Genomic DNA, 652 nt, shown 5'->3' with positions numbered 1-652 from the left:
GCATAAAGGAATAGCAATTTTTATTGTAATTGTAATAGTGATTTCCTCGCTCTTATTCGGCTGCACAAAGCAGAAATTGGAGCCTATGACAAATATTTGGGTATCGCCTTGCTACATCCCCGGCTGGCTATACAATGAGGCAGGGGAATACCTGCATGTTGTATATGATGATGCGTATCATACAAAGGATGCTTCGCCGGTAACGGCAGATTCCACAATGGAGATCCTGGAAGAGAGCACATGGCTGGCAGGTGTTTCGGCAACGATACCGAGCTATCAGATCCCTGATACGGGAAAGCTGCGTTTTGAAGTCACGGTGGAAAACGCCTCGATGCGGGTGGAGTCCGATGAGGTTTTTGTCTTGCTCAAGCTGAAAAGCGAGACCGATGATCAGTGGCTGGAGCTGACAACGACCGGCTTCCGTCTGAAGGGCAAAGTAACCTCATACAATGCAAGAGGATATTTTAAGCAAGCGGTCTTTCCGAGCACCGACGAGTTCTATTACGACTTGGCCGGCGGGCAGGAGAGCGACCTGCAGGTGTACTGGCAGGACAATACGCTCCGGATCGTCTCCAAAAGTCCCGGTGAAGTTACGCTGCATTTAAAAGATTTGCGTGACACCTACCAGTTCCCGGCGGGCGGCTGCGTGATC

1 protein-coding gene is annotated in these 652 nt (G+C 50.3%); it reads left to right on the top strand.

Annotated features, from left to right (window positions below):
• Positions 1–217 precede the first annotated feature (217 nt).
• Positions 218–652 (top strand): hypothetical protein (locus WMO66_RS01630; protein ID WP_349134669.1); only part of this gene is annotated, 435 nt, incomplete at its 3' end.

The organism is Faecousia intestinalis (genome assembly GCF_040096185.1).
Classification (GTDB): Bacteria; Bacillota; Clostridia; order Oscillospirales; family Oscillospiraceae; genus JAZOXB01.
The sequence above is the reverse complement of the archived record's forward strand: the minus strand, read 5'-3'. Positions and strand labels throughout refer to the sequence as shown.